31 protein-coding genes and 3 pseudogenes are annotated in these 25780 nt (G+C 37.4%); 6 read left to right on the top strand and 28 right to left on the bottom strand.

Annotation, left to right across the window (positions count from 1 at the left end):
• Both LZD48_RS17275 and LZD48_RS17270 read right to left on the bottom strand, forming a co-directional pair.
• The gene (locus LZD48_RS17275; RefSeq protein ID WP_235763950.1) at window positions 1-573 is read right to left on the bottom strand and encodes a DNA-3-methyladenine glycosylase I; all 573 of its coding nucleotides are present in this window, start codon (window positions 571-573) and stop codon (window positions 1-3) included.
• A gap of 3 nt (window positions 574-576) precedes the next feature.
• The gene (locus LZD48_RS17270) at window positions 577-1416 is read right to left on the bottom strand and encodes a sulfurtransferase (protein ID WP_235763949.1); all 840 of its coding nucleotides are present in this window, start codon (window positions 1414-1416) and stop codon (window positions 577-579) included.
• A gap of 183 nt (window positions 1417-1599) precedes the next feature.
• Here LZD48_RS17270 and pepT point away from each other — a divergent pair, with 183 nt between their 5' ends.
• A complete protein-coding gene (pepT, locus tag LZD48_RS17265) occupies window positions 1600-2841 on the top strand; it encodes a peptidase T (protein WP_235763948.1) in 1242 nt (413 codons plus the stop codon).
• 363 nt (window positions 2842-3204) lie between these two features.
• Here the strand turns inward: pepT and rpiA are convergent, their stop codons facing one another.
• The 9 genes from rpiA to LZD48_RS17220 all read right to left on the bottom strand — a co-directional run bounded on the left by rpiA (window position 3205) and on the right by LZD48_RS17220 (window position 12398).
• Window positions 3205-3885: a ribose-5-phosphate isomerase RpiA gene (rpiA, locus tag LZD48_RS17260; RefSeq protein WP_235763947.1), complete on the bottom strand. Its 681-nt coding sequence runs from the start codon at window positions 3883-3885 to the stop codon at window positions 3205-3207.
• 414 nt (window positions 3886-4299) lie between these two features.
• The gene (locus LZD48_RS17255; RefSeq protein ID WP_235763946.1) at window positions 4300-5349 is read right to left on the bottom strand and encodes a 2-hydroxyacid dehydrogenase; all 1050 of its coding nucleotides are present in this window, start codon (window positions 5347-5349) and stop codon (window positions 4300-4302) included.
• Window positions 5350-5388: 39 nt separating this feature from the next.
• A complete protein-coding gene (deoC, locus tag LZD48_RS17250; protein ID WP_235763945.1) occupies window positions 5389-6048 on the bottom strand; it encodes a deoxyribose-phosphate aldolase in 660 nt (219 codons plus the stop codon).
• A 97-nt stretch (window positions 6049-6145) separates the two neighbouring features.
• Window positions 6146-6838, bottom strand: coding sequence for an L-ribulose-5-phosphate 4-epimerase (gene araD, locus LZD48_RS17245; protein WP_235763944.1), 693 nt, complete (start codon window positions 6836-6838; stop codon window positions 6146-6148).
• Between the two features lie 37 nt (window positions 6839-6875).
• A complete protein-coding gene (locus tag LZD48_RS17240) occupies window positions 6876-7931 on the bottom strand; it encodes a galactitol-1-phosphate 5-dehydrogenase (RefSeq protein ID WP_235763943.1) in 1056 nt (351 codons plus the stop codon).
• A 147-nt stretch (window positions 7932-8078) separates the two neighbouring features.
• Window positions 8079-9494 (bottom strand): PTS galactitol transporter subunit IIC, encoded by a 1416-nt coding sequence (locus tag LZD48_RS17235; RefSeq protein WP_235763942.1) that lies wholly within the window; start codon window positions 9492-9494, stop codon window positions 8079-8081.
• Between the two features lie 28 nt (window positions 9495-9522).
• Window positions 9523-9828: a PTS sugar transporter subunit IIB gene (locus LZD48_RS17230; RefSeq protein ID WP_235763941.1), complete on the bottom strand. Its 306-nt coding sequence runs from the start codon at window positions 9826-9828 to the stop codon at window positions 9523-9525.
• Between the two features lie 21 nt (window positions 9829-9849).
• Window positions 9850-10296, bottom strand: a complete 447-nt coding sequence (locus LZD48_RS17225; protein ID WP_235763940.1) for a PTS sugar transporter subunit IIA — start codon at window positions 10294-10296, stop codon at window positions 9850-9852.
• 41 nt (window positions 10297-10337) lie between these two features.
• A complete protein-coding gene (locus tag LZD48_RS17220; protein ID WP_235763939.1) occupies window positions 10338-12398 on the bottom strand; it encodes a BglG family transcription antiterminator in 2061 nt (686 codons plus the stop codon).
• A 369-nt stretch (window positions 12399-12767) separates the two neighbouring features.
• On the opposite strand from LZD48_RS17220, the gene LZD48_RS17215 reads away from it, so the two are divergent.
• Together LZD48_RS17215 and LZD48_RS17210 are read left to right on the top strand one after the other, a co-directional pair.
• Window positions 12768-13802 (top strand): D-alanyl-D-alanine carboxypeptidase family protein, encoded by a 1035-nt coding sequence (locus LZD48_RS17215; protein ID WP_235763938.1) that lies wholly within the window; start codon window positions 12768-12770, stop codon window positions 13800-13802.
• A gap of 129 nt (window positions 13803-13931) precedes the next feature.
• Window positions 13932-14736: pseudogene (locus LZD48_RS17210) on the top strand (TIGR00266 family protein).
• A gap of 302 nt (window positions 14737-15038) precedes the next feature.
• On the opposite strand, the gene LZD48_RS17205 reads toward LZD48_RS17210, so the two are convergent.
• The 3 genes and pseudogenes from LZD48_RS17205 to LZD48_RS17195 all read right to left on the bottom strand — a co-directional run.
• The gene (locus LZD48_RS17205; protein WP_235763937.1) at window positions 15039-15578 is read right to left on the bottom strand and encodes an HD domain-containing protein; all 540 of its coding nucleotides are present in this window, start codon (window positions 15576-15578) and stop codon (window positions 15039-15041) included.
• A 477-nt stretch (window positions 15579-16055) separates the two neighbouring features.
• Window positions 16056-16280: a hypothetical protein gene (locus tag LZD48_RS17200; RefSeq protein ID WP_235763936.1), complete on the bottom strand. Its 225-nt coding sequence runs from the start codon at window positions 16278-16280 to the stop codon at window positions 16056-16058.
• Window positions 16281-16307: 27 nt separating this feature from the next.
• Window positions 16308-16613 (bottom strand): annotated as a pseudogene (locus tag LZD48_RS17195) (VOC family protein); the annotation flags it as partial.
• On the opposite strand from LZD48_RS17195, the gene LZD48_RS18840 reads away from it, so the two are divergent.
• Complete coding sequence (locus tag LZD48_RS18840; protein ID WP_310739858.1) at window positions 16563-16973, top strand: M20/M25/M40 family metallo-hydrolase; 411 nt, start codon at window positions 16563-16565, stop codon at window positions 16971-16973. The pseudogene LZD48_RS17195 and the gene LZD48_RS18840 overlap by 51 nt on opposite strands.
• Window positions 16974-17305: 332 nt before the next feature.
• Here the strand turns inward: LZD48_RS18840 and LZD48_RS17185 are convergent, their stop codons facing one another.
• The 11 genes and pseudogenes from LZD48_RS17185 to LZD48_RS17135 all read right to left on the bottom strand — a co-directional run bounded on the left by LZD48_RS17185 (window position 17306) and on the right by LZD48_RS17135 (window position 22583).
• Window positions 17306-17590, bottom strand: coding sequence for an aminoglycoside 6-adenylyltransferase (locus tag LZD48_RS17185; protein ID WP_235763935.1), 285 nt, complete (start codon window positions 17588-17590; stop codon window positions 17306-17308).
• 66 nt (window positions 17591-17656) lie between these two features.
• The gene (locus LZD48_RS17180; protein WP_235763934.1) at window positions 17657-18232 is read right to left on the bottom strand and encodes a hypothetical protein; all 576 of its coding nucleotides are present in this window, start codon (window positions 18230-18232) and stop codon (window positions 17657-17659) included.
• Between the two features lie 138 nt (window positions 18233-18370).
• Window positions 18371-18841 carry a DUF1648 domain-containing protein gene (locus LZD48_RS17175; protein WP_235763933.1) on the bottom strand — a complete coding sequence of 157 codons (471 nt, stop codon included), beginning with the start codon at window positions 18839-18841 and terminating at the stop codon, window positions 18371-18373.
• A gap of 69 nt (window positions 18842-18910) precedes the next feature.
• Window positions 18911-19135 carry a hypothetical protein gene (locus tag LZD48_RS17170; protein WP_235763932.1) on the bottom strand — a complete coding sequence of 75 codons (225 nt, stop codon included), beginning with the start codon at window positions 19133-19135 and terminating at the stop codon, window positions 18911-18913.
• A gap of 315 nt (window positions 19136-19450) precedes the next feature.
• A complete protein-coding gene (locus LZD48_RS17165) occupies window positions 19451-19852 on the bottom strand; it encodes a cytidine deaminase (protein WP_235763931.1) in 402 nt (133 codons plus the stop codon).
• Between the two features lie 21 nt (window positions 19853-19873).
• Window positions 19874-20437 (bottom strand): GNAT family N-acetyltransferase, encoded by a 564-nt coding sequence (locus LZD48_RS17160; protein WP_235763930.1) that lies wholly within the window; start codon window positions 20435-20437, stop codon window positions 19874-19876.
• 58 nt (window positions 20438-20495) lie between these two features.
• Complete coding sequence (locus LZD48_RS17155) at window positions 20496-20876, bottom strand: hypothetical protein (RefSeq protein ID WP_235763929.1); 381 nt, start codon at window positions 20874-20876, stop codon at window positions 20496-20498.
• A gap of 217 nt (window positions 20877-21093) precedes the next feature.
• Window positions 21094-21588 (bottom strand): hypothetical protein, encoded by a 495-nt coding sequence (locus LZD48_RS17150; RefSeq protein WP_235763928.1) that lies wholly within the window; start codon window positions 21586-21588, stop codon window positions 21094-21096.
• Window positions 21589-21615: 27 nt separating this feature from the next.
• Window positions 21616-21759 (bottom strand): annotated as a pseudogene (locus tag LZD48_RS17145) (MFS transporter); the annotation flags it as partial.
• A gap of 17 nt (window positions 21760-21776) precedes the next feature.
• Window positions 21777-22025: a hypothetical protein gene (locus LZD48_RS17140; RefSeq protein ID WP_235763927.1), complete on the bottom strand. Its 249-nt coding sequence runs from the start codon at window positions 22023-22025 to the stop codon at window positions 21777-21779.
• 99 nt (window positions 22026-22124) lie between these two features.
• Entirely contained in the window at window positions 22125-22583 is a 459-nt protein-coding gene (locus tag LZD48_RS17135; RefSeq protein ID WP_235763926.1) for a DUF2269 family protein, read from the bottom strand.
• Between the two features lie 167 nt (window positions 22584-22750).
• Here LZD48_RS17135 and LZD48_RS17130 point away from each other — a divergent pair, with 167 nt between their 5' ends.
• On the top strand, window positions 22751-23299 hold the full coding sequence (locus LZD48_RS17130) for a nitroreductase family protein (RefSeq protein WP_235763925.1): 549 nt from the start codon (window positions 22751-22753) through the stop codon (window positions 23297-23299).
• 39 nt (window positions 23300-23338) lie between these two features.
• Here the strand turns inward: LZD48_RS17130 and LZD48_RS17125 are convergent, their stop codons facing one another.
• Both LZD48_RS17125 and LZD48_RS17120 read right to left on the bottom strand, forming a co-directional pair.
• Window positions 23339-23542, bottom strand: a complete 204-nt coding sequence (locus LZD48_RS17125) for an SHOCT domain-containing protein (RefSeq protein WP_235763924.1) — start codon at window positions 23540-23542, stop codon at window positions 23339-23341.
• Window positions 23543-23839: 297 nt separating this feature from the next.
• Window positions 23840-24043, bottom strand: coding sequence for a YczO family protein (locus tag LZD48_RS17120; protein WP_235763923.1), 204 nt, complete (start codon window positions 24041-24043; stop codon window positions 23840-23842).
• Window positions 24044-24172: 129 nt separating this feature from the next.
• Here LZD48_RS17120 and LZD48_RS17115 point away from each other — a divergent pair, with 129 nt between their 5' ends.
• The gene (locus LZD48_RS17115; RefSeq protein ID WP_235763922.1) at window positions 24173-24511 is read left to right on the top strand and encodes a thioredoxin family protein; all 339 of its coding nucleotides are present in this window, start codon (window positions 24173-24175) and stop codon (window positions 24509-24511) included.
• Between the two features lie 19 nt (window positions 24512-24530).
• Here the strand turns inward: LZD48_RS17115 and LZD48_RS17110 are convergent, their stop codons facing one another.
• On the bottom strand, window positions 24531-25778 hold the full coding sequence (locus tag LZD48_RS17110) for a hypothetical protein (RefSeq protein WP_235763921.1): 1248 nt from the start codon (window positions 25776-25778) through the stop codon (window positions 24531-24533).
• Window positions 25779-25780: the final 2 nt, after the last annotated feature.

Below are 25780 nucleotides of genomic sequence, written 5' to 3'. Positions count from 1 at the left end.
TTAATCTGTTAACACTTGACCATGAAGAAAGCATTCTTTCGTATGATCGTTCACCATTCCGGTCGCCTGCATAAACGCATACAAAATAGTTGGCCCGACGAATGTAAAGCCACGCTTTTTCAATTCCTTACTCATCGCCTCTGATTCTTTCGTTTTTGTCGGAACATCTTCCTGCTTATCCCAGTGATTTACAATCGGTTTCCCACCGACAAACTGCCAAATATAAGCATTAAAACTCCCAAATTCCTCTTGTATACGTAAAAAGGCTTGTGCATTCCTTATAACGGACTCTATCTTTTTCCGATTACGAATGATTCCAGCATCCTGCAAAAGCTCCTCTATCTTGCTTTCAGAATACCGACTAATCCGTTCCACATTAAAATCATCAAAAGCTTTCCGATAATTTTCTCGGCGTTTCAAAATGGTAATCCAGCTTAGTCCTGCTTGTGCACCTTCTAATGTAATCATTTCAAAAAACTTCCGGTCATCATGAACAGGTCTACCCCATTCTTCGTCATGATATACAATGTAAATTGGCTCATCTGTTACCCAGGAGCAACGTGTTACACGCATCGTCTACGCTTCTCCGATTTCTATTTCATTCTCATCATAGGATATCCAATCACTGAAGCTTCCCGGATAGAGCCGCACATTTTTGTATCCAGCCGCTTTCAAGGCTAAAATATTCACACAAGCAGAAACACCAGAGCCACAAGAAACAATTATTTCATCTGTTTTATCCAATCCTGAGAAATGTTGTTCAAGTCCTTCCCCTTTCAGCCAATTCCCGTCTGCCGAGAGAACAGCTTGCCAAGGATAATTTTCCGCACCTGGAATATGACCTGCTTTACTATAAAGTGGTTCATAATCCCCTAAATATCTATTTTCCGCCCGTGAATCAATCAGCACAGCGTCTGTATCCGACTTCTCTTTCACCACCTGCATATCGACAATTTTATTTTCATCAAATGAGGCAGTGAATTTCTTCGGTTTCAAAGAAGGGATAATTGCCGTCACTTCATTCCCCTCCTCAACCCAGCGGGTATAACCGCCTTCCAAAATATACACTTTTTCATGCCCGATTGCTTCAAGCAGCCACCAAAGCCTTGCAGCAAACATATCATTACCTTCATCATAAATTACTACGGTTGTATCTTTATCAATCCCGATTTTTCCAATCTTTTCAATGAACGTCGGGAAATCCGGCAAGGGATGGGAACCGCCATGCTTGAACACTTTTCCTGAAAGATCTCTATTTAAATCCAAATAGACTGCACCAGGAAGATGACTTTTCAGATACAATTTTCTCCCTGCATCTTCATCATCCAGCTTGAATCTTGTATCCACAATCACCGTATTAGCTTGATTATTCTCTAATCGTTTCTTTAACCGTTCCACGCTGATTAAATTCGTCATCAAAAATTCCCTCCAAATCATTTCGTCCTTAATCTTATTGTAGCTGTTTCTTTATAAACAAGAAAGATTTTTATTCAAATTTTCCGATACTTGATCCGTATCCGGTTCGGTAGTCTCGTAAATGTATGATAAAATATGGATAATGGAATTGGTAGCAGATTATTACTAAAGGAGTGGTTTAAAATGAAAGACGAACTAATTAAACGCCTCACTACATATGCAAAAATGGATACTCAATCCAATGAAGACTCAGCGACAATCCCGACGACAAAAGGACAATTGGAACTTGTCGACGTATTGATCCGTGAAATGAAAGCAATTGGACTGGAAGACGTCGAAGCAGATGAGAATGGCTATTTAATGGGAACACTTCCAAGCAACACAGATAAAGATGTCCCGACAATCGGATTCCTAGCCCATTTAGATACAGCAACCGATTTTACAGGCAAAAACGTTAATCCGCAAATCGTGGAGAATTTCGATGGCGGTGACATTACATTAAATAAAGAACGAGGAGTTGTATTATCTGCACAGGAATTTCCCGAGCTACCAAATTATAAAGGACATACATTAATGACAACAGATGGCACGACATTGCTTGGTGCAGATAATAAGGCGGGTATCGCGGAAATTATGACCGCCATGAATTACTTGAAACAACATCCTGAAATCGAACACGGCCGGATTCGGATCGCTTTTACGCCAGATGAAGAAATTGGACGTGGCCCACATCATTTTGATGTAAAACGATTTGACGCAACGTACGCTTATACCGTTGACGGCGGTCCCCTCGGCGAATTGCAGTACGAAAGCTTTAACGCCGCAGCTGCGAAAGTAACGTTTAAAGGAAACAGTGTCCACCCAGGAACCGCCAAAAATAAAATGGTGAACTCCGGAAAGCTCGCTGCTGAATTCGTTCGTAAATTCCCGGAAAAAGAAGCACCGGAACATACTAAGGGCTATGAAGGATTCTATCATCTCATTTCCATTACAGGTGATGTTGAAACGACACAAGTGTATTATATTATTCGTGATCATGATAAAGATAAATTTTCGGAGAGAAAAAATACAGTCGAGCGCTTCGTCAAAGAAATGCAAGAAACATACGGCGCTGATAACGTTGTCTTGGAAATGAAAGATCAGTACTACAATATGCGTGAGAAAATTGAACCGGTGATGGAAGTGGTCGATATCGCAAGCCAAGCAATGAAAAACCTTGACATTGAACCGATCATTGAACCAATCCGTGGAGGTACAGATGGCTCACAGCTTTCCTACATGGGACTGCCAACACCAAATATCTTTACCGGCGGCGAAAATTTCCACGGCAAATTCGAATACATCTCCATCGACAACATGGAAAAAGCAACCAAAACAATCATTGAAATCAGCAGACTCTTCGCTGGGACAGAGGGTCAGAGATAATGTCCCAGTTTAGGTAGAAACTTGGCGAGTGGACGGAGCCTCATGAGCGCATATTGGTTTTATAGGTTTCTTGTAGTTATGTACAAACAGAAGTGCTGAAGTTGTCAATGACCTCAAATAATAATGATACAGTAATAAGGGCGGTAACAGACAGTCTTGGTGACTTTTCATCTTAACAATGATTTAAAAAAGAACTGACAAGCTTCATCAATCACCTGTAGCAACAATAACCCCAATACAGGTACTGACCCGCAGATTGCAATTTTATAAACAAATAAGCATTCGTTCCCAGGACGAATGCTTATTTCTAATAATTTATTAAGTCAACGAGCGAATAAAAACATAATCGAATTACTTCATAAATTATTTCGTTATCAATTTCGTGCTCCTATTATCTGCGACAATCACTTTCGTCGTCATATCCACAAATAAACCAGTCTCAACGACACCAACGAGTGCGATTAGTTGTTCATGTATCGCTATTGGATCATGGATCTCTTCAAATGCGCAATCTAGTATATAGTTCCCGTTATCCGTAACGAATACTTCGCCATCTTTTTTTCTCAATTTGGGAGCGCCACCTAATTTTTCAATTTTGTGAGCGACTACTTCCCAACCAAATGGCACAATTTCTACTGGCAACGGAAATTTGCCTAAAGTTGAAACAATCTTTGATTCGTCAACAATGACGATGAATTCTTTTGCCGCTGCAGCTACAACTTTTTCACGGAATAAAGCTCCACCCCCACCTTTAATAAGTTGGAGATTATCATCTACTTCATCCGCACCATCAATCGCGATATCAAGCTCCTGAACTGTGGCAAAATTAGTAAGTGGAATACCAAATTCCTTCGCCCACTCATCCGTGACTTCTGAGGTGGAAATGGCTACGATATCTAGCCCCTCGGTCCTCACTCTTTCTCCAAGTGCTTTTACCATATAATATACGGTTGAGCCTGAGCCAAGCCCAACTTTCATTCCATTTTTAATATATTTTATCGCTTCTTGTCCTACTAGTTGTTTTGATTGGTTTAGTGAATTCATTTTGTTTCCCTCCCGAGTCTTGCTCTATATTGCGTCTATCAATTAAATGCATACTTTACAGCTTTATTTCTATTTTTTATTGTGTGTAATTATAATGTTCATTAAGTTAATTTTACCATTTCTTTTATAGACAGACGAGCAATTTGAGAGCGTGTTTTTAATAGCAATACTGCCCTCGTTGAGAATTCATCAAGATCAAGACTTAGTGAAAGTGTTTCATCTTCATCCACTTCTCCACATATTCTTACCTAGTTTTTGTTTCTTAGATGCAAACCTCGTTTACAACTTAAACAGGATCTAAAATATTTGGAAAGTAAGGTTGATACAGTTCATTTTTATTATAGTTTCTCCGATATTCAATCCACATTAATATCTTACATTCTGAAATAGTAATTAAAATAAAATTTGAATGGTTTATCTAAAACTAACTAACATATCACTTACTCCGTTTTTCAAATAGTCATTTATGGCATCTCTCAATAAATATGGGGAGTTAGGGATTGCATCAACCGTATCCCCGCCTATATGCGAAGTTAGCGTAACATTTTCTAATTTAAGCAATTCGTCATTTGAATCAATCGGTTCCTCCCAAAATACATCCAAAGCTGCTCCAGCTATACGATGATTTTGAAGAGCATCGATTAAATCCTTTCTGTTTATTAGTTCGGGTCTAGCAGTATTAATCAAATAGCTACTGGGCTTCATTAGATTGATTACATTTTTATTTACTAGATTCATATTTTTAGGTGTAACTCTGGCATGTAGAGAGACAATATCAGACTCCGAAAATAAAGTTTCAAAATCAACCATACTGACCTTTAATCCATCTGATTTCAATTGGGCCGCATTTGCATGCTTACTGTATGCTAACACTTCTACGTCCATTGCATTTAATCGTTTTACTACCAACTTTGAAATATTACCTAATCCTAAAATCCCCACCTTCATATTACTTAAAGTTGTTTTATATGAATCATTTGCAAACTCATTCACCCATTTGCCTTTCATAATATTATGGTGAGCACGTGCAATATTTCTTGTTTCTGCATACATCAAACCAATCGTAAAGTCTGCAACAGGTTCTGCATTCCGTATGACATGTATAACTGGAATTTCTTTCTCTTTACAAGCTTGTATATTCACATGTTCCATTCCGCCTCGACAAGTTCCAACTAATTTTAGCTGAGCCGCATTCTCTATCATCTCTTTTGAAACAGGTGCATAATGAACGAGTAAATAATCAGCTGTTTGTAAATCTTCTAGTATACCCTGTGGAATATCTACATTTTCCGGACCATTTGTTTCAATAAGTTTTATATAACGACGGAATTCATGTTTCGATACATTAGAATTCCACTCATATTTAGTTACTTCAATTGGCTTTTCAATACTTAATTGATGTGCAGCTTTTTCTAGTGTTGAACTACTTACTAAAGCATCTCCAACGACTATCACCTTTGACATTCCCTATCAACCTACTCTTTCGGTTTATCATATAGTAAATTACTTTTTGATTTTATCAATAATCGCTAAAGCTCCACTTGTCCCAATTCGGTCTGCACCCGCATTAACCATATCTACTACATCTTGATACGTGCGTATTCCGCCAGCTGCTTTTACCCCAAGATCTTTACCGACTACTGAGCGAAGTAATTCAATATCATTAACAGTAGCTCCCCCACCGTTAAATCCTGTGGCTGTTTTCACAAAATCAGCTCCACCTTCAACGACTAATTCAGTTGCAGTAACTTTTTCCTCTTGTGTTAATAATCCCGTTTCAATAATAACCTTCGTTGTTAGTCCTTCTGATGCTTTTACAACCTCAGCGATATCATTCTTAACAAGGTTATATTCTTTCGATTTAAGAGCCCCTAAATTAATTAACATATCAATCTCTTCTGCTCCATTCTTTATTGCTTCCTTTGTTTCCTCTACTTTGGTATGGGTAGTCGCTCCACCAAGGGAAAAGCCAATTGGTACTCCAACTTTAATTTGAACGGGAGACAGGAGATTATAAGCTAATTGAACATAATGCGGATTAACAAACACTGTATAAAATCCATATTCAATTGCCTCATTACAAAAAGCAGTAATATCATCTTTATTTACAGTCGGTTTTAATAATGTATAATCAATTATTGAAATTATTTCTTCTCTATTCATCGTCTTACTTCCCTTCTTTAGAAAATAACAGCTTCAGCTTTGTCCCTATTATAAAAATAGAAAATGCAAGAGGATGCATTTTCTATTTTTATAACTCTTATTGACCATAATATGCGTTTGCTCCATGCTTTCTTAAATAGTGTTTATCAAGCAAATGCTGATCTAAATTAGCTATTTCCGAGTTTAATTGATACGTATAAAACGCCATTTTACATACTTCTTCAAGAACAACCGCATTTTCCAATGCCTTTTGAGCATTTCCTCCCCAGGCAAATGGCCCATGTCCATATACTAGGGAAGCTGGTACAGCATTAGGATCGATATTACGTTTGTTAAAAGTTTCTACAATCACGTTGCCAGTTTCCAATTCATAATCTGATTCAATTTCATCTTTTGTTAAATTTCTTGTACACGGAACAGTACCATAAAATGTATCAGCATGAGTTGTTCCAAGTGCAGGTAAATCTCTAGTTGCTTGAGACCAGCTGGTTGCCCAAGAGGAATGAGTATGAACAACTCCCCCAATATCAGTGAAATTCTTGTATAATACTAAATGAGTTTTAGTATCGGAAGAGGGGTTTAAATCTCCTTCTACAACATTTCCATCTAAATCAACAACGACCAAATCATTTACAGTCAGTTTGTTATATTCAATCCCACTTGGTTTTATTACGACTAATCCTTGTTCTCGATCAATTCCGCTTACATTTCCCCAAGTAAAAGTAACCAGCCCATGTTTTGGTAATCCTAAATTCGCTTCTAATACTTCTTGTTTCAATTGTTCCAACATTTGATTACCTCCCTATAAAGATATTTATTCTATAACCCTAGTTTTCTAAGGAAACTAACACTTTATTAAAATCAAGAGTTCGATCGGCCATTCCCTTCAAATATTCGCCAACTTCTTCAATTGATATTTTATGAGAAACCATTTTTTTAAATTGAATATCGCCTTTTGTCATATAATCTAGTGTCGCCTTCCATGCTAGTCCCGGATAAGCAGGAGTATAAGAATTCCAGGAACCTTGAACTGTGATTTCGCCTCGTAAGATATGATCCATTGTTTTTTCTTCTAAATCTAATCCTTTATGAGTAATCCCTAAGAATACAACACGACCTTTTTTCTTTGCTGCTAAAATAGATTGTTGTTGTGTGATAACATTACCAGCTGTTTCAGCAACGACATCAGCACCACCATTAGTAAGATCTCTAATTTTCTCCACAGGGTCTTCCTCCTTAGAGTTGATCGTAATATCCGCTCCAAGTTCTTTCGCAAGTTTTAATTTATCATCGAAAATATCTACTGCAATGACGGTAGAAGCCCCAAAGATTTTCGCCCATTGTAATGTCAATTGACCGATAGATCCACAGCCCATAATTACGACTGTTTCCCCTGGTTCAATGTTCGCTTTTTGTAAACCATGATAGCCGATTGCTGCAGGTTCAATTCCAGCCGCTGTTTCAAAATCCAGTTCGTCGTCAATTTTTAGTACATGATTTTTTGGCACTTTGACATATTCTGCAAACGCCCCGTTACTTCCAGTTCCAATAATATTGTAGTTATCACATAAGCCATAATTACCAGCTTTACAATGTTGACATTCTCCACAAGGTATAAGGGGTGCCACTACCACACGATCTTCAGATTGTATTTCAGTTACATTAGCACCCACTTCGACAACCTGACCAGAGAATTCGTGGCCTAGGATTAATGGATATAAACGTGCACCCGTGGTCATCGAACGAGGCACATCCGAACCACAGATTCCTGCAAATTTAACTTTAATCAGCACCTCCTCATCGTTTATTTTTGGTATATCCACCATTTCTGTTTTAATGTTTCCAAGTGATTGTAGTACTGCTGCTTTCATTTTTCCTTCCATGATGTTTCCCCTCAACTTCTATAGTAAAATTGAAAAAGGAGTTCTACCTACAATATATAATTGTTGTAAAACGCCTTTTTCATCGTTATTAATGATCTAAAAATTGTTCGTTAACTTTTTCTTTACAAACTAACAACCTAATCTAATTTAAACCGCTGTTTCTTCTACCGGATCATTTTTGGCAGCTTGACGATCAAGATAATCATAGAAAGCAGATTTATTTTTTCTAAATGCATACCAAAGAATTAAGTAAGCAACGATGGCTACTCCAATCCACAGCGGGCTACCTGATAAGAATGCAAAGAATACTAGTGATGCAAGTGGCTTAGTTAGAACATTAAAACTTGTAATGAGTAACGCACCTGCAGGCAGCGCAATACCAACATCCATTGCGATTTCTGTAAATAAAGGTGCGGTAGAAGTTGCAACATAAAGTCCTAAACTAAACCAGATAATGCCGTTTACCATAACCTTTAACATATTACCATTCGTTAAAGCAACAAGGCCTTGAACCATGAATGGCAGCGCGACTAAGTCAATAACAGGAATAACTTCATTTCCCGGTAAGATAAATGCCATTAACACCATAATTGGAATTAAAAGCAGCCCCGACGTTAATGTTGCTGGCTCACCAAAACCTGCCGCATCGTTAATACCTAAGAACCATTCACGACCTGATCCTTTTTCCCTTTTAGCTGTAGATTTTCTTGCTGCATCCGTAATCGGTGTAAAGGCATTTGCAAAGATACCAGCCACTTTTGGAAATATCGCCATCACTGCAGCTGTTGCTACAGCTACCGTTAAAATTGAACCCCACGCTTCAAAGGTGCCTAATACCGTTATATTACCTATTAATCCGATAAGAGCACCTATAAAGAACCCTAATACAGTTGGCTCACCAAACAAACCAAGCTTTTTCTGTAAAGTTTCTGGATTTATTTTAACTTTGTTGAAACCAAGCTTGTTTAGGACTGGATCGATAACTAGACCAAACATAGCAGGCTCAATATTATGCATACCTACAATTGTTGTGTTTGGATATCCATAATAAGTAGACCATCTTCTTGCAATTATTTCGGAGTTTAATAGACTATATAAGTTTAATAGAATCATACAGCCAAGCGCTAACAACATACTATCTGTAACAACAAAAACCATAGAGCCCCAGATAGCATAGGAATAGTTATTCCATAGGTCAGACGGTTGAAATACATCAGTCCATTTCACAAGGAATAGAACAGTTTGTAAAATAATACCTACTGCCAGGAAAACCATTCCTGGTTGAGTAGAATAAGCTACAATAGATGTCGCCTGCCAACCTACGTCAAACGCAGCTAAACTAATTCCGGTACCTTCTACCATCCCTTCAATAACTGGCGCAATTATAGGTGTAAATGAATTAATAACTAACGTGAAACCTTGTAAACCTATACCTGCACTTAAACCTGCCATCAGGGATTTTTTCAGTGGTACTTTTAATATTAATGCAATGACAATGATAATGATTGGTACCAAAATAGCGGCACCAAATGCGTTAAATATAGTTTGAAGAGTTTCTAACATAGGTGTCTCCCCTTACCTTTTTTACTATTTATTTTGCTAAAGATTTTAGTGCTTCTTCAACTTCATCGAAGAATTCTTCCTCTCCCATACCAGTTAGACAACTAACGGAACTAATTGTAGGAATTCCATATTCACCACCTGGTAATGGACTTGTGTGTACAATTAAGTCATAATCATTACTTTGCGCTAAACTTAAAGCTTCTGTTGGTTTGCCTGTATTAGTAGAAATTGTATACCCTCTTTCTTCCATTTCTTCTTTTACTTTACCCGCTACCATAGTTGACGTTACTGTACCTGAACCACAAATTGACAATACTTTAAATGAGTTTCTCATAATATAATTCCTCCTAAATTTTTATTCCATTTTAAGTGATAATATTTCTTCCAAAGTTTGATTATCATTCGCCTTTTTAATCTTATTTAAGATTTCTTTCTCTTTAATCAAGGACATCAGTCTGGATAATAACACTGGCTGTTCACTTGGATCATTCACTGCAAGTAGAAATACAATATCTACTTCGGTTTGTTGAGCCGGATTATCCATCAAGTAAAAATTAACAGGATGTTCTAAAGTAGCTACAACTACTGCTGACTCATTGACATGTGTAACATCTGTATGTGGTATGGCTACATTGATATGTCCTGTTCTAAGTCCAGTAGGCATAGTCTTTTCTCTCTCTAAAACAGCATCAATATATGTCTTTTTTACATATCCAGCTTCAAACATTTGTTTTCCTAACTTATTAATTAAATCCATATAACTATCAGCATCTAACTTGGCGTTATAAAACATTTTTGTCATTCCTGTCCTCACCCCCTTTAAAATATTGATAAACCCATGATTTAATTAGAATATTGACTCAAGATATTATGCACATCTTGAACCGTAACAGCATTTATCACCCTATTCCGATCTTCATCAGAACCCGATAAATTCATAAGCTGCATTAAAGCACGTAGATGTTGCTGCTTATCCTCTGCAGCTATGACAACAATGAGCTGAATTCGATTGGTCTGAAGATAATCTACTCCATTCCGAACTCTCAGCAAACTCATTCCCACTTTATGAACCCCATCTTCTGGAGCTGCATGTGGAATTGCAACACCTGGACCGATGATGATATAGGAGTCTTGTAAACTATATTGAATCATCGTATCTACATAGGTTTCATCGATATTTCCATTTTTAACTAGTGGTCTCGCAGCGATTCGAACAGCATCCTCCCATGAAGAAACAGTATTCCTTAATATAATCCTATCCGGTGTTATCATTTCATTTAGGTTCAATTCATCACTTTCTTGAACTTGCTTGATAATGGCTGAATTATCATCGCGATTAAAATAACCTTCTAATGCTCTAGCCAACTCTTTTTCATTTTGAATCACTGCATGGTTAGAAATGATTTCAACGACTTGATTAATATCAATGTCGTTCGGAACATATCCATGGATCTCCAGCATGACCTGATTTCGTAAACGATTCCTTTCTTCTTGACCAAGAAAAGTTTTCGTAACAAAAAGCTTTTTCTCTGTTTCAATATATATTGGAGAAAATACTATATCAAAATCTAATGGATAATGAAGGTATTCACGAACCGACAGAAAGTCTAAAAACACAAATTCGGGAAATAACTCTCGCAACTCATTAAACAAAATCCTTGAAACAGATACACCTTGCGGGCAAACAACAATTGCTTTGACTTTCTTATCAATGCTTTCTCCTTGGCGGTTCATCCATCCGCCAATTGACATCGTGATGAAAGCAATTTCATTATCTGGCATCGTTTCACCTATCAGGTCTTCTAACGGACCTATTGAACGTTTAACTAAATGATGCAACTCTTTAAATTGCGAACTTAACTTCCCTTGTATGTGAACAGTGCTGTCCGTCAGGTGATATTTAATCCGGTAATATGCTGGTTTGATATGTTGAAACAATTTATCTAGTAGCTGATCCCTATCTTTCAAATAAATACATGCACTCTTTTCAAATTGCCTAAGCATGTTATCAATAGCTGGAGCCAGATTGGGTATTGTTTCCTCCATCACAAGTTCCGCAGAGAAGATATTTGCTGTTAACAAATGTAAGGTAATAAATATCCTTTCAGACTTTGCAATGTCCTCATAATCGTAGAGCAACTCTTCTGTTGCCTGGTATTCTTTTGTATCAGACAGTTCTTCATACTCTATGGGAAAAGTTTCAATAACATAGCCCTGCTCAACCCTTCTCAGGATAAGCAATAAAATTAGCGGCATAGTTTTCAATTTTTCATCTGTAAATCGTAAGCTTAGTTCATTTTCCACCTTTATAATTCGATTCGTGAATTCTTCAATATCGCGAGAATGAAGAGAAGCAATTTCCTTAAACCTTGTTTCTCCATTACTCATTTGCAACACTTGGTAAGTGATATCGATGAGAAGTTTGCGTATTTGAAATTCCTTTCCTTCCAATAAATAACCATGTTTTCTTGAGTAGCGAATCACCAGGTGATAATCATTTAATAATTCCTGAGCTAGTTTCAAATCACTTAAGACTGTATTCTTACTGACATCTAAATCAATCGTAAAATGATTTAATGATAACTCTTCCTTGGAACTCAACAGCATCAGCAAAATAAGATACACACGCTGTTCTTCCGTAAGAATATTCGAGTCTGAAACAAGCATTACATCTTCGCTGGTAGCTAACTCTGTAAAAATAACTTGATTAATAACAAATTGTCCTTGCCTGGTTCTTTCTATAATTGGAAGATCATTTAGCTCGAGCCATTCATTAATTTTCTTGATGCTATAACCTAATTGTCTTTTGGTAATGTTATATTTCTTTTCAATTGCTGTACTAGTTATGCTCGGATTACTAATTAATTCATTTAGAATCTTTGTACTCCTATCACCAAGCCCCAATGTCTTCCCTCCTACATATATAATGGTAACATCGTTTCCACCTCTTATGGCGGCGCTTTCATCGCAAAGTATCGGACAATCAGTGTACATTGTTGTGATTTACAAGGAATATTCAAGAATTCGAGTCACTTATTCACAATAACTAACTGCATTTAATTAATTAATCTATAAACATGAGGCTTTTCATTATTTCTATAGGTTTATACATCTTGAGTGTGTCCTTTAAAACAACTTTTTGCTTTTTGCTCTGTCGTTCTACTCCCAGTTAAAATTGAGGTTTCATTATCTTTTACTTCTTGCCCTTCCCCCCCTCCTATGAGAAAATATAGACTGCTAACCACGTAAATTATGAAGATTGTAGGGATTGAAATGAACAAAAAGTCAATTATCGTTACCGTGTTTTTTACATTGATTTTAGTACTCGCTGCTTGCACAGACGGGGAACAAACAACTAACGGGCAATCTAATTCGGAGATAGATGCAACAAAAGAAACCGATGAAGAAGTTAAAGCAGATGATGAAAATAGCACTCTCCCAAATACTGAATTGCAAAAACTCGATGAGGGGGATGCTGTTACTGAACTGCAAAATATTCTAGAACAGATCGGCTATACACTCCCAACCGATGGTATTTACTCTGGCATAACAGCCTGGGCCATCACAGATATTCAATTACAGCTGGATGATTTAGATGTGACAGGAATATATGATGAAGCGACACAACTTGCGCTTGAGCGAGTTTTAGCAGGTGAACTTACAGTGGAATCAGGAGATGGTCTCCCACCACTTGCTGAACCTGTCACAACAGGCAGTGGTGCTATCGTTGTCGGCAATCCGTATGACCAGCTCGCAATTATAAACAAGGAACGAGCTTTACCAGATGATTATATCCCCCATGGCCTTGTCGTTCCAGATGTAAGTTTCCCATTTGAAGAAGACTTACCGAAGAAACAATTACGTGCACCCGCTGCAACAGCATTGGAAGAATTATTCAATGAAGCAAAAGAGACAGGACATGAGTTATTTGCCCAATCTGGTTATCGTGGTTATGATACCCAAGTCTCCTTATTCCATGCCTATGCAAGTGAACATGGTGAGGAAGAGGCGAATATCTTCAGCGCGCGTCCAGGAGAATCGGAACATCAAACCGGACTTTCCATGGATATTACGAGTGCAGCTGTCGGTTATCAATTGACGACTGATTTTGGAGATACTCCCGAGGGTGAGTGGGTCGCGGAAAATGCGCATAAATTCGGCTTCATTATCCGCTATCCAGAAGGGAAGGAAGATATTACGCAATACCAATACGAACCATGGCATTTGCGTTATGTTGGTGTAAGAGCTGCAACAGAAATGTTGGAGAACGACCAAACAATGGAAGAATATTTCACGGAAAATGAATAAGCCAAATGAAAGCTCGGAGTTGCCGTCCAATAGCGCTCCGAGCTTTTAGCCCTATAAATGATTCGAATCTTTTGAAACCTTTTCATCGTTTAAGCGTAATACAATTAAATATGGAGAGGAAGTGAAGCAATGAATAATCACGAAATTGATTACAAATTATACGGTGATGATATGCAATTTGTAGAAGTGGAGCTTGATCCAGATGAAACGGTTGTTGCTGAAGCTGGAAGTTTAATGATGATGGATGACCAGATCCGAATGGAAACCATTTTTGGAGATGGTTCATCAAAACATAGCGGAGGACTCATGGACAAGTTTATTGGTGCAGGAAAAAGATTGATTACAGGGGAAAGCTTGTTTATGACCGCATTTACAAATGAAGGAATGGGGAAAAAAACACGTTTCCTTTGCTTCACCTTACCCGGGAAAAATCATTCCAATGGATTTAAGTCGACTCGATGGAAAATTGATTTGCCAAAAGGATGCCTTTTTAGCTGCTGCAAAAGGGGTATCCGTCGGAATTGAATTACAACGCAAAATTGGAACTGGATTCTTTGGTGGAGAAGGATTTATTATGCAAAAGCTTGAAGGAGATGGAATGGCTTTTGTCCATGCAGGTGGAACGATTCACCAGAGGGAGCTAACTGCTGGGGACGTACTGCGTGTCGATACAGGTTGTCTTGTAGCAATGACTTCAGGTATAGACTATGATATTGAATATGTTGGCGGGATTAAAACAGCATTATTCGGTGGAGAAGGTCTATTTTTCGCAACGCTCCGTGGCCCTGGGACGGTTTGGATACAGTCGTTGCCTTTCAGCAGACTCGCAAGCCGAGTGTTTGCAGCAGCTCCACAGCGAGCGGGATCGGAATCAAAAGGAGAAGGCAGTATTGCAGGAGGACTGTTTAATTTACTCGGCGGGGATAGGAAATAGAAGCTGCCCCGTCACGCACGATTGACTTTTTACGGAAGATACAGAAATAAAAACTTGTTTAGGTATCTTTTTTCACAATATTTCCTGGGAAATTTGTCGAAACAAGAGAGCAAAAGACTGTACAAACACGCATAACTTTAGGCTAGTTTTTAGTTATGCGTTTTTACTTTTTTGGATGGATATAATCCGAGGAAATAAAAACATATTTTTTCATCACAAAAAAGCCCGAACAAACAGTTTACCTCATGCGTTACGCATCCTGTTCATTCGAGCTTTTTTTATCGTTTTTATTACGTTCTAATTCAACTGACACCCCGAGCCTCATTTCCCTCACGCAAATCCTGGTTAATCTGTACATCAAGCGCACGGATTCGCAAAAGCGCATTTTCAAAGTCAATTTCCTTATAATGATGGTTGCCTCCACCCTCTTCATCTGCTTCATCAGCCAAAGCGACGACTTGTTGAAGCGGTTCGAGTTCTAGATGCCCATCAGGCAAGTATGAATCTGTATGGAGCAAGATAGCAATTGCTATTTTCTTCGCGGCATGCCGATCTTCCCCCAGCTTAATTAATAATTTATGTGCCCGGCTGGCACCTTTGATCGCATGGATATCATTTTCCTTATAAAGGTCATAATCCCATTCACCATCCCGGTACCAGGTGTAGTGGCCAACATCATGAAGGAGCGCCGCTTTTGTTGCATAATCCGCATCCACTTCAAATCGTTTTGCAAAAATATAAGCGTACTCCGTTACAGCTACAGCGTGAGCAATCCCTGAACGCTGAAGATACTTCTGAGTGATCGGATGTAGGAAAACTTCTTCTAGTGTAATTCTTCTCATCAGAAAACCTCCTTCTATTACTGGATACCATCCAGTATATTCCCTTAAATCCTTTAACGTTATAATGCTAAATTTTTACGACTATATCATATTTGGCGTTTATTTTCAATAGACATACCGCTGATCTTGATATTATTCTAAAAGAAAAAGCAATCACCTTGATGATTGCTTTGTTTAGCTATTACACTCGTTCCTTACTAAAATAGTAACATACAACTGTTACACAAGCTGAGAAAACAACCATTCCCGCAAAGATACTCCTGTCAGAAAGCAAATTAATAATCATTTGAGTTATAGTAGCAAATAGAACCATGATAAACATTAACTTACATATTGACTTTGAAGTAATAGTTTTCTTTCCTATTTTAATTTCCATTTAGCTTTACCCCTTTATACAAAACGCTTCTTAAGCTTCGTTCGATTTTTATAAAACATTACATATTATCTGCTAACACTCCAACTTCAAAAATCCTACTTTTAATTTAATGCCTTTTCTCCCGTTTCCAAAGCATTTGAAGCGGATTGATGTGTTTCTTCCAAAGCATTCGATGATGGGGTTTCATTTTTATATTCTACAAAAGCTTGAAGCATTAAGTGATGAATAATTGCTGCGTCGGATACAGCTGCTTGTTTAATTTCTATTCTTTGTTCCCTCTTTTTTATACTTCTTTTGTCGAAACGCTTTAAGTTAAGAAAAAACAACAGCTATACTTATGGCTATTCTAATAACTATTCAGGTGCCACAAGCTCTACTTTAATCCTATCCGGGTCTTCAAAATACACCGCATAGTGATCTTCCCCGCCAGCAAAAGGATGTTTAACTGGATAAAGAATATTTATTCCTCTATCTTTTTACTTATCCGCCATTTCATTTACATGCTGACGTGAACTAGCATGAAACGCCAGGTGATTAAGCCCCACTCTACATCTATGATATGGAATATCTAAAAACCGGTCTTCCGCCTGTACAAAGACAATATATGTTTGATCTATTTTCCAGCTTTGTCCATTTTCCCATTCTTGAAAAGAGGTATAGATGAAGTAATCGAGTTATTCAAGAAAACAGCTGACAACTACAATAAAGAAGGATCTGATATTGATGTTGAAGTAACCATGTCATTACCAAGTGTTTTCACGTCAGGAGAATCTGACATGGTTGAGCTTGCTAAAGAACTCGGTAAAAAGTATTTAGACTTAGATATTTCTGTTAAAGGTTCGCCAGGGGTGACGGATGCATCAAACTTATTACGAGGCAAAGATGATAACTTCCCATTCATGATGTTCGGTCCAGGCGAAACAAAAATGGCACATAAAACAGATGAATATGTTTATAAAGATTACTACTTTGCATTTTTTGATATTTATAAGGAATTAATTTGGGGATTAACAAAATAATGTTATAAGGATTAGAGTTATTGCGATAAATAAAAGCATTTTGCCTGCGTTAATATAAATCATTTCCATCAAATTAGACACACTATACGTAAAGGAGGTTTTTGCATGGATAAAAGCAAAGAAATACAAAAACAAGAGCGTCAGCAGCAGAAAGAGAAATCTACTGCAATTAAAGGTAACAAAAAACTTAATGGTCCAAACCGTCCTTCCATTTAACACTGGCGGCAAAGAGGATTTGTTATGAAAACAAATCCTCTTTGTATCGCATATTGATCTAGGAGCATATCGTAAGAATGCGCCCTCTCGCCTAGTATGGTATAGAGTTAGTGGATCTATATCTTTTTCTTTTTATCAGCAATAAAGTTCCATATCCACCATACTACCCAAAAAACAAGTGCAACGAGTATTGCAAAACCTTTATATGGATTTGGCAAGAGATAAAATAATAGTAACATCATAATAAGAAAAGGAGACATCTGAAGAGGATGTCCTTGTGCATCAACTGGTAACTGCCTAATATGTTCAAGGTATTTCGTCATTTTCTTATCGTCATTCATTGGATATGTAAATAATAATTGTTCTGCAACATCTTTTGCTAAACTCACCACCCTTTCCAAACTGCCTTATTTCTCCATTAAACTCCTTATCTTCATTGGTCATTAAAAAAGTAACCCCGCGAGAGGTTACTTTTTCACTTTGGTATGATTATCTTTCACTCTTTTTATAAACAATGTAAACCAGTATGAAATGAACACAACTGCAATATCAATAAGGAAGATGTAGAAATAATTCATTCCCCTACGAAGCTCTATTAAGCCCGACCATTCCTCTATTGTTGCAAACCCAAATGCAAATATTGCACTTAACAGCAGAGTATACAAATAAAAATTCTTCTTATGTCTTGTTGTATACTGGTACAATAGTAAAAAACCTACAGGGAGCAGCGATGAGGTTATATTCAATGAATATGGCAGAGCAGGGAGCAGAAAGTGTGTATGATTCATCAAATTATAATGTTCAAGAATGACACTGGCATAGGTCCATAAAATATGCACCGTATAGCCAAAGAAAAAGATTTCAAAAATCCTCTCTCGATCGACTGTAAAGAAAAGTAAAGCCAATGGCAGTATAAAAAGCAACAGAGATACCCAAAACTGCCATGTATCAAAACTGGAATACGCGTTCCAGTAGCCTGATATCAGTTCACTTAATTCATTTGTTTTTTCATAAATCTCTTCCCGATATTTGCTATAATCCATAAAATGCCCTCCTAACTTATAGGCTTATTCTATGGAGTTACGATTATTTTATGTAGTTCTATAAAATGGATTTAAGTAATGAAAAAGCTTCTACCCTCTCCTGTGAACGTGCATAATGTTCAGTAAAATTCCATTTCTTCAATACTTCAATGAAAATGCCCAAAATAGAAGATAAAAAGGTGCGATAAAGCAAATGGCTAAAAGAAGAAGCGAAATTGCAAAAGGAAAAGCAGACTCGATTCCTGCTGCATTTCTCAGCATTGCTTCGTTAGCCAATATTAAGGATATAAAGCTCAAATTTTGAATAAGCAACATCACTTTACCTGTTCTAGAAAACTGGATTTCTTTATTAGCTTCCGTTAAATTAACATAATTCATTTTTTCCGGACTTTTGACTAATACGCCAATAAGGAACCAAATAAAAATACTTATAACTGGTATCACAAATAAAAAGTATTTAGAACCCCAGTTATCTGGTGTTTTACCAGTAAAATGGATGGCGATCTGACTTGGAATATCTGACCAGAGATAAAATAAGCTGAACGTATGATAACCAAAAACTAAAATGGAGATGATGGAAAGAATTATTTTAAAGCGTTTGTTTCTCATTTTACTTTTACCTCCGTTTAGACTTTTTCCTACGTTCCGTCAAGTATATTTATAATATCTAAATACTAATCAGCTCTTTTTAGCGTATTTACTTCTTAACTCGTTAAGATCTGAGGTACGTTTATAAATATTTGATAGCTTATGTACGACCTCTAGTTTCACTTCATTCCCCCCATTTCCTGTCATAGCAGTATTAACAAATCCATACATTATTTTTAACAAGGATTTGGCATCCTCTTCTGTAAGTCTATCAATAGCAGCCAAAGTTCCCTCAAACTCATTAATATCCTTCAATATAATTCCTCCTGTTCATTTACACACGATGTAAGTAAAACAAACTATTTTCCCTCTTAAAATTAAGCGACTCACGTTAATGATTCTGCTTTACCAATAAACCCTTCAACAATTTTATTATAAATTTCCGGCTGATCTAGATGCACAACATGACCCGCAAAAGGAATAATGGATACATGAATATTGCAGTTCATTTTCGGATAGGTAACGGCGTGTGAATCTGCTTAAGATTATTGCGTTAATCCCAGCAAAAAAGCAGAGTTTTTAAAGATGTATAATACTTAAATTCAACGTACATAGCTTCTTTAATTAAAATTAATCTTCATAGGCTTTAAACCAATGATATGGCTGTATTTCTTGTAAAGTTTTAAATTCTAATTTACCATTTGGGTTCGTTACAGCAGCTTTTACATCTTCTCCCCAGTAAAATAACCTTTCTTGACATACACCACAAGGGGTTAAAATGGTAAATTCAGAATGCTCATCCTCCCTAACAACACAGATCGTATGAGTGACCTTTGTATTTCGTTTATGTGCTTCAAGAATTGCACCAGTTTCAATGCATAGTTCCGTCGAAGCATTGATAACATCTGGTGCTACACTGGTTAGAATTTTCCCGTCTTCCGTATACATTGCTGCGGCCCCTCCCCAACCTGAAGGATATCTCTTTTCTATCAATTCTATTGCTGCCTGATAAAGTTTTTGTTTAGTGTCCATTTTCTCTTTCTCCTTTTTTCCTTATTTTACAATAGAATAAATACAAGTGTCCCTTAGTTCGCTGCCATCTGCAGATAAATCATCATTTCTTAAAATACCATCTAACGCAAACCCAAGTTTTTCAGGAATCGCACGACTTTTGAGATTGGTTGGTTCACATCTTATTTCAATTCTTTTAAACCCCATATCCTTTAATCCATAGTCAGCCAATGCTTTTACGGCTTCCGTCATGTAACCTTTACCACTAAACCCTGTATGAATCCAATATCCAATTTCACATTTGGGAATGTTCCAGTCTACCCTCTCGAAGCTCGTTATCCCAATAAAGTCATTGCTCTCTTTATCGAAAATGAGAAAACGGAAACTTTTTCTTTTCAAAAAATCGATATGAGCATTTCTTAAATTTACCTCCGTTTCTTCAACAGCAGGAATTTCTCGGGCAAATGGCAACCATTCTTTTAATTCATGAATGGAATCTCTAATTGCTTGGTTTACAATTTCTCCGTCCCCAGTTTGTAGGGGCGCTCGAAGGATTAGTCTGTCCGATTCTAATTGTAAAGGAACATCTAACAGCAAAGGATTCATTTCGTTTCCCCTTCCACTTTCTATGTTTTTAATTGGTGACTGAATTTTTGTTTAATATCTAATCGCTAGTTAATATAATCGTCTCCATGTTATCGTTCCACTCTACTATTACTTCCACCTCGGAATTTTCAATTATTTTGGCATTGGTTGGGTTTGCTTCATTATCAATATTTAGTACACCATTTTCACTTAATGTATAACCGCTGCCAGCAAATCCTCCAGCATTAGTATCAACCTCAAAAGTTATATCTCCAACTGCACTAACATCGTCGCCTTGATATTCCAATTTGAATTCTTGGTCTTCATAGTCGTTACTGTGTTGAGTAACTTTCAATGTTGCAGACCAATTATTCGTTTCTCCATTAAAAGTGAAGGTATTGGAACTACAAGCTGAAAGCAATATCAAAAATAACCCTAACAACATTACCTTTCGAAGCATCGTGCATAACCCCCTTTTTTATTACATACGATACCGCTGAATATAGGCTTCATTATAATTCATTTTTTTCAAAATATTCAACACAAGAAAAAAGACTGCTACCTTTCTTAAACACCCGGCACTTTCGTACAATAAGCTGAATTTTATTCTACTAATGCTCCAGTTAGTTTGAGTGTGACAGTTTTAAAATCAGTTATATTCACAAAGCGATTAAGATTCAATCATAACCACCTGAGGGTTCAGGTAATTCCTTGTACTCCTCTTTTTTCATAATGATATCTTGGTGTACAAATTCCATGAAGTTTTTTAACTTATTGTCAGGTACATTGTCACAATAGGATGTAATCCATTCTCTTTGATAAATTTCGCCATTCATTGTCAATTTAAGTTCATTTACTTCATAAGGATCTGCACATTGAGATTTAGCAGCATTTTCCGCTGATTTCAATATATCAGCTTCTTTCATTTTCTCATACATTGTTTCCATTTCCTCTTCTAATAATATCATTTTTACCGTTTCATCATCGCTCGAAATCATATTTTTGGTATAGGTATTTTCATATGTGTTTATCACATCTCTTGCCTCATAGCCATAATTCAAAACGAAATCAAAGTCTTCAGGCATTTCTTCTGGAAAATGACTTCCTTCTTCATTGAAACTACAGGCTCCCAGCAAAAATAAGCAAGCAATAAGCATTAGTAGTGACCTCAATTTCTTCTCCTCCCTTAGCTTATTTTACAGTCCTGCCACTGCCGCTGCTGAACCAGTAAGCTGGTATACCATGAGGTTTATTGCTACGAGGTGGATAAAGTCTCCAATATTTGATATGCCGATTGTTGTGAGTAGTAATGCGGGATGTTTCCAGTCTTTTAGATTTTTTATGATGTACACCGCCTTATTTATTTAGGTAATAAAATTCCCATTAACAGAATCGCTAAAAAGAGCACAACGAAAAATACTGCAAATAAGCTCCATTTCGCTTTTTTATTTTTATCTCTAATAAAAAAGGCTACTGTATGATATATGCCTGCAATGAAAATTACCATGAGCAAAGAAGAATATGAAGTTGGGTACGTCAGTAAAAACAGCACCAATAATAGAAGCAGCAAGCTAATATTGAAAAGCAATCGAGGTCTTGAAACGTTCATTCCAATCATCCCCTTTGAAGTAAAGGGTAACATATTTCATTAGTCGGAGAAATCCATTTTCAAATATTTCCCACAATAAGAAAAGCCGCTTTAATCCTTCTAAAACGGCTTTAAAATCATCAACGCTATAATAATAAGGAAAATCACATTAATAATCCGTTCATAGAGGAATAACTCCTTCGATAAATCGTAATACACTTCAGGGATTTCTTCCCCTTCTACATCGACAAACAATTGCTTAATCGGCTTTGAACGTGGGCTAAGGACGACCGGTCCCATCACAAGCGCAACGAGGAAGAGTACAAGACTAACAATATACCATCCTTGGCTGAACCAATATGGATTCAATGCTCCCATCCATAATCCAGTAACGAGCAACAGCGTTCCGCCAATCATTGTAAAAATATGTAATGAATTCCTCACTTTAAAAGAATGCCTTAACTCCGTCATCGTAGCTGGTTTCGAGAGCGTGACGACAGCAGTCATCACCATGCCCGGACCCATACCGAGAATAGCTGAGAAAATATGTATAAACACAAGTGCGTCGTAAAGCGTCATATATGTATCCTCCAATTCCTTTACCTACCTCCTATTTTACTTCAATTCTAGAAAAAGTCAGTGATGAGCCTCACAAACGATTGAATCTTTCCATGCGAATTGCTTTATCATTCATCCTGAACTACAATCAATAGAAGAATAGATTAAATAAATAGGGGACTTGTAAAATGGAGAAGACATATTTAGCGAATATTATTCGTGAGCGACGAGCGATTAAAAAGGGATATAATGATAAAACGGTTACAGAAGAAGTCGTGCGGGATTTATTGCAGGATGCGCGCTGGGCACCGACTCACGGCATGCGTGAACCTTGGCGCTTTATTTTCGTAGGCGAAGAAGAGCTTCCGGTATTTGCGAAACGGGTAGCGTCAACTTATCCAGAAGAAAGACAAGAGAACCGGGAGAACTATTTGAACGAACCGAATGCGATATTAGTCGCGGTGATGAATGTTCCAGAACTGGAAAAACAGTGGGACGAAAACTTCGGAGCAATTGCAACACTGATTCAGAATTTTTGGCTGCTTGCTTGGGAGAAACAGCTTGGTGTCGTCTGGAAAACAAATCCGCATATATATGAGCCGAAAGTAAAAGAAATTCTTGATGTTACAGATAATGAAAAAATCGTCGGCTTTATCCACCTTGGATACTTCGACGAAAAACCCGCACCAAAAGAACGAACACCACTCGAAGAAAAATTCACCCGCTTTAAAGCATGATCAAAACTGGGACAATGGGGTCAGTGACCTTATCCCAGTTTATTTTTTGCCTCGACGCCTTTTTGCCTCTTCATAATCTTCTTTCGTAATCTCCCCTTCTTCGTAACGCCTTTTCATTATATCAAGCGAATCAGAAGGATCTGCTTCCGGCGAATGACCATTTCGAAAGCGGATGAGAATAACAACGATGATTACGAGTACAACCGCAGTAACAATTAATCGGATAATCATAGCTTCGGGCAAAACATATACACCTCCTGTTGGCTTGGCCAGGAAATGGTGGTTACTCTGGCAGTAATAACATGGGATATGAATCGGTCAGTGCCTGTTTTTGTGTTTTAATATTGATATTGGGTAGTGATTGGCGTTATCAATGACCTTTTTAACAAATAAGCACTGTTTGCGGGAACTGATAAAGCTCATCTCTGCCCTATCTGACAAAAGACAACTTATTAGGGGAATTGACAATTAGCACTTCCCATTAACTCAAGCCTGCCACGTCCCAAAACTGGGACAAATGCTCTGCCCCCCCATGTCCCGCTATTTATATTTCCGTTCGCTTTGGGAGTCGTCTTTTGTTTTGTGTTTGTCTTTTTCATCTTCTTGTTCGATTTTCAGATCTTCAAGAGGTATGTCATCAACATGCTGCTGTTGTTTGAATTCATCGAGTTCGGTGCGGCGTTCTTCATTCCATTTTGGCTTCTTTTCTGGGACTTTTTCAAAATCTTTGTCTTTATCATTCATCCTGATCACCTCAGATTCCTTTTTTATTCACTTTTCCCACTTCAAGCTCGTATAAACATTAAAGGTGGATTAAAAGGGCTTCCTTGTTATAATGGTAAAAACAAATCTAATTACTTGGGTGGGAATAGCATGCGCGAATTTCAAGAGCTTTATTCTATAGAAGAAATCGATGACTTTATTCAAAGCAACAGCTTAGCGTTCCTCTTTATTTCACGGACCAATTGCAGTGTCTGTCACGCCTTGCTCCCTAAGGTGCAAATTCTGATGGAAGATTACCCCCAAATCCAGACAGCTCATATCAATGTTGATGATGTTGAAGCAGTGGCTGGGCGTTTTTCCATCTTTACCATTCCTGTTCTCTTATTGTTTGTGGAAGGGAAAGAATATATTCGGGAAGCTAGAATTGTCCATATGGATTTACTTGAGGAAAAGCTTGATAAAATATATAAAAACGTGGCTCTAGATTAATGCTTGAGCCACGTTTTTCTTATCTCTTTTCCTCGACATTAAATACTTCCACGTTATAGACATGTGTTTCTTTCGGCGCGTCGGTAAGCTTGATTTCTCCCTCATAAACGATTTCACCATTTACAAGATCAACCTTAAACAACTTCTTCATCTGATTCCCATCTTCTCCTGCATTACTATAGAAATACAGATGATCTCCTTTGGTGTACACTCCGGAAAGCCCGCTAAGGATGTTCTCGTCAAAGCTGATTTCCTTTTCCTCTAGCAGCTTATTTTCTTGTAAATGATACGGATAATAGTTTATTCCATCTGAAGTAAACGTAATAAAGTAAAGTTCCTCACTTCCGACACTTTCATGATTGGTCGGATAGATTACTTCTTCTGTCGTATCTTGCTCTTCCTCCATGTATTCTTGCTCTGTCGACTCTTCTGCCATTGCAAATTCTTCTGGCACTTCAAATACTTGTTTCTTTCCAGTCTCTAAGTCATAAGTAAAATATTCTTCATCGACGACTTCTGAAGTGTGCATACCCTCATTCCATTCGATATACTCTGCTCTAACGATAATATTTTCTTGTCGCTTGAGCCCCATTCCATTGTTTAAAACAATAAAATGGCCATGAATGGTTCCTCCTGCAATTGCACCACGATCCTCAATCGTTTCATCTTGCAACGAAATTTGATAGATATGCAATTCCTTATCTTCCATTAAGTAGTTAGTCGTTGTCACATAAAGCATATCATCAAGAAGCTGAACGTGATCCACATAGATATGATCCGTTCCGTCACTATCGGGGATATCAAGCTTAAACGATTTTTTCTCCCGAATTTCCCGGTCCAATACATCTACCTCAAATTCAAACGAATCGTTAAAAAGTGCAGACGGCCCGACATATGCTATCTGCTCCGCGTCCTTACTATACAAATGCGGATCGACTTCTTTCCCTCTCATGAAACCTCGCTCTTCCTCACGTAGCTTTTCCATTTCCTGTGACTCGAAAAATTCATTAAACTGTTCCAAAAAATTACGCTCACTGGAATACGAAATTCCATCTGAACTAAGTCTAAATGATTCCCAAACAGAACTCTCATCTGCCACATAATTACCGTATATAATGATATCTTCACCGATTCCTTCATCATCTGAAACATTCACCAGCTCAAACTGCGGCAAACCTTCCTTGGCAATTGCGTGATGCACATATAAAACGCCAAATGTAATAACGATAAACAATGGCAGAATGACGTTTTTCCAATATCTCTTCACAA

It is taken from the genome of Oceanobacillus alkalisoli (assembly GCF_021556485.1).
Lineage (GTDB): Bacteria > Bacillota > Bacilli > Bacillales > Amphibacillaceae > Oceanobacillus > Oceanobacillus alkalisoli.
The sequence above is the reverse complement of the archived record's forward strand: the minus strand, read 5'-3'. Positions and strand labels throughout refer to the sequence as shown.

What these genes read in the sequence shown, in the direction of transcription:
- LZD48_RS17160 (WP_235763930.1), bottom strand. Translation starts at nt 20,437, where the DNA reads ATGAATCCTTTGCTGTTAGATGTTCCTTTACAATTAGAATCGGACAGA.
- LZD48_RS17215 (WP_235763938.1), top strand. Translation starts at nt 12,768, where the DNA reads ATGAACAAAAAGTCAATTATCGTTACCGTGTTTTTTACATTGATTTTA.
- LZD48_RS17140 (WP_235763927.1), bottom strand. Translation starts at nt 22,025, where the DNA reads ATGAACGTTTCAAGACCTCGATTGCTTTTCAATATTAGCTTGCTGCTT.
- LZD48_RS17130 (WP_235763925.1), top strand. Translation starts at nt 22,751, where the DNA reads ATGGAGAAGACATATTTAGCGAATATTATTCGTGAGCGACGAGCGATT.
- LZD48_RS17255 (WP_235763946.1), bottom strand. Translation starts at nt 5,349, where the DNA reads ATGTCAAAGGTGATAGTCGTTGGAGATGCTTTAGTAAGTAGTTCAACA.
- LZD48_RS17235 (WP_235763942.1), bottom strand. Translation starts at nt 9,494, where the DNA reads ATGTTAGAAACTCTTCAAACTATATTTAACGCATTTGGTGCCGCTATT.
- LZD48_RS17180 (WP_235763934.1), bottom strand. Translation starts at nt 18,232, where the DNA reads ATGGATTATAGCAAATATCGGGAAGAGATTTATGAAAAAACAAATGAA.
- LZD48_RS17115 (WP_235763922.1), top strand. Translation starts at nt 24,173, where the DNA reads ATGCGCGAATTTCAAGAGCTTTATTCTATAGAAGAAATCGATGACTTT.
- LZD48_RS17165 (WP_235763931.1), bottom strand. Translation starts at nt 19,852, where the DNA reads ATGGACACTAAACAAAAACTTTATCAGGCAGCAATAGAATTGATAGAA.
- LZD48_RS17155 (WP_235763929.1), bottom strand. Translation starts at nt 20,876, where the DNA reads ATGCTTCGAAAGGTAATGTTGTTAGGGTTATTTTTGATATTGCTTTCA.
- LZD48_RS17275 (WP_235763950.1), bottom strand. Translation starts at nt 573, where the DNA reads ATGCGTGTAACACGTTGCTCCTGGGTAACAGATGAGCCAATTTACATT.
- LZD48_RS17270 (WP_235763949.1), bottom strand. Translation starts at nt 1,416, where the DNA reads ATGACGAATTTAATCAGCGTGGAACGGTTAAAGAAACGATTAGAGAAT.
- LZD48_RS17230 (WP_235763941.1), bottom strand. Translation starts at nt 9,828, where the DNA reads ATGAGAAACTCATTTAAAGTATTGTCAATTTGTGGTTCAGGTACAGTA.
- LZD48_RS17240 (WP_235763943.1), bottom strand. Translation starts at nt 7,931, where the DNA reads ATGGAAGGAAAAATGAAAGCAGCAGTACTACAATCACTTGGAAACATT.
- LZD48_RS17225 (WP_235763940.1), bottom strand. Translation starts at nt 10,296, where the DNA reads ATGACAAAAATGTTTTATAACGCCAAGTTAGATGCTGATAGTTATATG.
- rpiA (WP_235763947.1), bottom strand. Translation starts at nt 3,885, where the DNA reads ATGAATTCACTAAACCAATCAAAACAACTAGTAGGACAAGAAGCGATA.
- deoC (WP_235763945.1), bottom strand. Translation starts at nt 6,048, where the DNA reads ATGAATAGAGAAGAAATAATTTCAATAATTGATTATACATTATTAAAA.
- pepT (WP_235763948.1), top strand. Translation starts at nt 1,600, where the DNA reads ATGAAAGACGAACTAATTAAACGCCTCACTACATATGCAAAAATGGAT.
- LZD48_RS17205 (WP_235763937.1), bottom strand. Translation starts at nt 15,578, where the DNA reads ATGAGAAGAATTACACTAGAAGAAGTTTTCCTACATCCGATCACTCAG.
- LZD48_RS17175 (WP_235763933.1), bottom strand. Translation starts at nt 18,841, where the DNA reads ATGAGAAACAAACGCTTTAAAATAATTCTTTCCATCATCTCCATTTTA.
- LZD48_RS17135 (WP_235763926.1), bottom strand. Translation starts at nt 22,583, where the DNA reads ATGACGCTTTACGACGCACTTGTGTTTATACATATTTTCTCAGCTATT.
- LZD48_RS17120 (WP_235763923.1), bottom strand. Translation starts at nt 24,043, where the DNA reads ATGAATGATAAAGACAAAGATTTTGAAAAAGTCCCAGAAAAGAAGCCA.
- araD (WP_235763944.1), bottom strand. Translation starts at nt 6,838, where the DNA reads ATGTTGGAACAATTGAAACAAGAAGTATTAGAAGCGAATTTAGGATTA.